3 protein-coding genes and 1 pseudogene are annotated in these 3,136 nt (G+C 59.5%); 2 read left to right on the top strand and 2 right to left on the bottom strand.

All coding sequences use genetic code 11. The annotated features are described in order from the left end of the window. Both INT29_RS19825 and INT29_RS20340 read right to left on the bottom strand, forming a co-directional pair. A pseudogene (locus INT29_RS19825) lies at positions 1 to 466 on the bottom strand (hypothetical protein); the annotation flags it as partial. Continuing rightward, positions 463 to 771 (bottom strand): transposase, encoded by a 309-nt coding sequence (locus INT29_RS20340; protein WP_009882495.1) that lies wholly within the window; start codon positions 769 to 771, stop codon positions 463 to 465. The gene INT29_RS20340 and the pseudogene INT29_RS19825, both read right to left, overlap by 4 nt. A gap of 502 nt (positions 772 to 1,273) precedes the next feature. Between INT29_RS20340 and INT29_RS19815 the strand changes: the two genes are divergently transcribed. Both INT29_RS19815 and INT29_RS19810 read left to right on the top strand, forming a co-directional pair. Next, the gene (locus INT29_RS19815; RefSeq protein WP_193073267.1) at positions 1,274 to 2,584 is read left to right on the top strand and encodes an ISL3 family transposase; all 1,311 of its coding nucleotides are present in this window, start codon (positions 1,274 to 1,276) and stop codon (positions 2,582 to 2,584) included. Positions 2,585 to 2,590: 6 nt separating this feature from the next. Next, a partial coding sequence (locus tag INT29_RS19810) for an alpha/beta fold hydrolase (RefSeq protein WP_193073266.1) occupies positions 2,591 to 3,136 on the top strand: 546 nt, incomplete at its 3' end.

Below are 3,136 nucleotides of genomic sequence, written 5' to 3'. Positions count from 1 at the left end.
CCAGGCGGTGGTGGTCTCTCACCTCCACTCGGTTCAACAGCGCCTCGTGGCGCACGATGTCGGTCAGCCAGAGCTGATTCGGGGCATCGGCTCGGAACTCGTGTCTGGTCTTCCCATCGGCGTCGACAACCGCGCACAGATCGTCGTGGACGGGCGGGCCGGGTTTCTTCCCGTTCTTAGCCCGGCCCTTGCCGAAGGCCGAGAACCAGGCATTGGTCGAGCACAACCGCCACGCGGTGCGCACCGCCATGGGTTGGCCAGCGGCATCAGCTTCGTCTGCCAGGTACCGATACCCGAACTCGGGGTCGTCCTGATGGGCGTCGAAGAGGGCGTTGGCCCGATACGCCTCGGTGACGTCGGCTTCGGGAATCGGTGCTTCCAGCCACCGGTAGTAGGGCTGGCGGGAGAGCTTCAAAACCCGGCACGACACCGCAACGGGGATTCCGTCGGCGGCGAGCTCTCTCACGAGCGGGTAGAGCCTTTTGACGGCAGATTCGCCTGCGATAGATACGCGGCGGCACGGCGTAGGACCTCGTTCTCCTGCTCCAGCAGGCGGGTCCGCCGACGCAGTTCTCGCAGTTCGGTTGATTCGTCGGTGGTGTTGCCGGGTTTGTTGCCGGCATCAATCTCGGCTTGGCGGACCCATTTGGTGATGGTGGCTTCGTGGACGCCGAAGTCCTTGGCGATCTGGGCAATTGTTGTGTTCTTGTCGCGGCCCATCACGACGCGGACGACGTCATCGCGGAATTCTTGTGGGTAGGGCTGTGGCATGGTGTCTATCCTTCCAGGCTTGCTTGTGTACAAGCCAGATTAGATGTCACCAAACCCTGCATCAGTCCCCTCTGCTTGGTTGATGAAAGGTGCCACCTGGGTCACCCCGATCTGGGAACTTACTTTTCCGCTCATTTACGTTTTACCCGCACGATGGGGAGTCCGCGGCCTCAGTGTCGTCAAGATTTTCCACCTGGGAGTTGCTGCCATCATGGAGCTTCCGCGATTCGTGTGGGGTTTCACCGGTTCCCATGCAGCCGTTAAGTACGTGATTCGCAGCTCAGAACGGGGGGAGAAGAGGTTGTCGAAACTCGAGTATTCGGCGCTAGGATCTGCTGCCGTCGTGACCTACATGAGTGGAGTGCACGCGGCGACTTTGAGGGCTCTTCGTAATTGAGAGTGTAGATCGGTGATTCCAGAACACGGCGCGTCGCTGCCCGGATAGACGTCGAGGTCTTCCGATGATGGAAGTTCTCACACAGTCCATCCGAAAGACCTCGACATGGCCAAGCCTACTTTCTCGACCCCTGACCTCACGACATTCTGCCGACTCGACACCCTCGACCTCGCCTGCATCGGCCAGCACATCACCGGGCACAGGGCCATCCTGGAATGCCGGCCCAACACTGCTGATGACTGGTGCCGTCGGTGCGGTGGCCACGGGATCATTCGCGACACCGTCGTCCGCCAGCTGGCCCACGAACCCTTCGGCCACCGGCCGACCACGCTTCATATTCGCCTCCGCCGTTACAAATGCGTCGAGTGCGGCCGCGTATGGCGTCAAGACACTACAGCTGCGGCACCACCACGAGCGAAGATCTCTCGAACCGGCCTCGACTGGGCGCTGCGTGCTCTCGTCATCGACCACGACACCGTGTCCGTGATCGCAAGCAAACTTGCCGTGTCTTGGCACACCGCGAACTCCGCAATCCTCGCTGAAGGTCGCCGGCTGTTGATCAACGACCCGACCCGTTTCGGCGGGGTCACCGTGATCGGCGTCGACGAGCACGTATGGCGGCACACCCGGCGTGGCGACAAGTACGTCACCGTCATCATCGACCTCACCCCGATCAGCCAGGCCACAGGCCCAGCACGTCTGCTCGACATGGTGGCTGGCCGTTCGAAGCAGGTGTTCAAGCAATGGTTGAAAGCCCGTCCGAAGGACTGGCGTGATGGCATCGACGTCGTCGCGATGGACGGATTCTCCGGCTTCAAAACAGCCTCAGTTGAGGAACTGCCCGACGCTGTCGAAGTCATGGACCCCTTCCACGTCGTCAAGCTCGCCGGTGATGCTCTCGATGATGTTCGTCGTCGTATTCAGCAGGAGACAACTGGCCATCGTGGACGAGCGAAAGACCCCTTGTATCGAGCGAGGAGGACTCTGCACACAGGCGCTGATCTGCTCACGACCAAGCAGCAGGAGAGGATCGCGGGCCTGTTCGCCGATTCGAGTTTCACCGAAGTCGAAGTCACCTGGGCTGTTTACCAAGACATTGTGAACGCCTACCGAATCGCCGACCGGAACGAGGGCAAGAAGCTCTTGAGAACGGTCATCGACGCACTGACGACGAAACTGCCGACAGGGCTGGTTGAGCTCAAACGGTTGGGAAGGACTCTGAAGCGTCGAGCTGCTGATGTGCTCGCGTTCTTCAGCCGACCGGGAACGTCCAATGGTCCGACTGAAGCGATCAACGGCAGGCTTGAACACCTCCGCGGGTCTGCTCTGGGGTTCCGTAACATCACCCACTACATCGCCAGGTGTCTGCTCGAGTCCGGTGGCTTCAGACCGGTTCTACACTCTCAATTACGATGAGCCACTTTGAGGCAGAGAGATATCGAACGCAGACGAGGGCTCAAAGGTACTTCTCAACTTCCGGTCGATGATGGAAGTGTCGAGTTCAAATGGAGCGCTCCGAAACGCCACGATATTGATTCAAACACGGCTCCGGTGATCATCTTCGAAGCTGGCCTCGGCAGTGCGTTGGAGGCGTGGACCTGGGTATCTGAAGAGCTTTCAAACGATTTCCACGTACTTTCCTACCATCGGGGAGGGTACGGGTTGAGTACGACAAAGCTCCTTTCAGGCGACATCATCGAAGCTCTTCTTGACCATATTGAATCCAATGGCCCGATCGTGGTGGTCGGTCATTCCTTCGGTCTAGTTAAAATCGCAGACTATCTTCACCGAGAGCTGCGGGGTCGCCAGCTCTCCAGAGTCGTCCTCGTTGATGGTACCGATCCTGAGCTTCTGCACATTAACCGCAGCGATCGTCAGCGAGCTGCCAAATACCTCCAGTCGCAGTGTGGTTCTGAGGTTCCCCGCAAGTCGTGGACACGTGTGCTACGTCACGCAGCCTGCGTAGAC

Source organism: Brevibacterium sp. FME37, from assembly GCF_014897485.1.
Lineage (GTDB): Bacteria > Actinomycetota > Actinomycetes > Actinomycetales > Brevibacteriaceae > Brevibacterium.
The sequence above is the reverse complement of the archived record's forward strand: the minus strand, read 5'-3'. Positions and strand labels throughout refer to the sequence as shown.

What these genes read in the sequence shown, in the direction of transcription:
- INT29_RS19815 (WP_193073267.1), top strand. Translation starts at nt 1,274, where the DNA reads ATGGCCAAGCCTACTTTCTCGACCCCTGACCTCACGACATTCTGCCGA.
- INT29_RS20340 (WP_009882495.1), bottom strand. Translation starts at nt 771, where the DNA reads ATGCCACAGCCCTACCCACAAGAATTCCGCGATGACGTCGTCCGCGTC.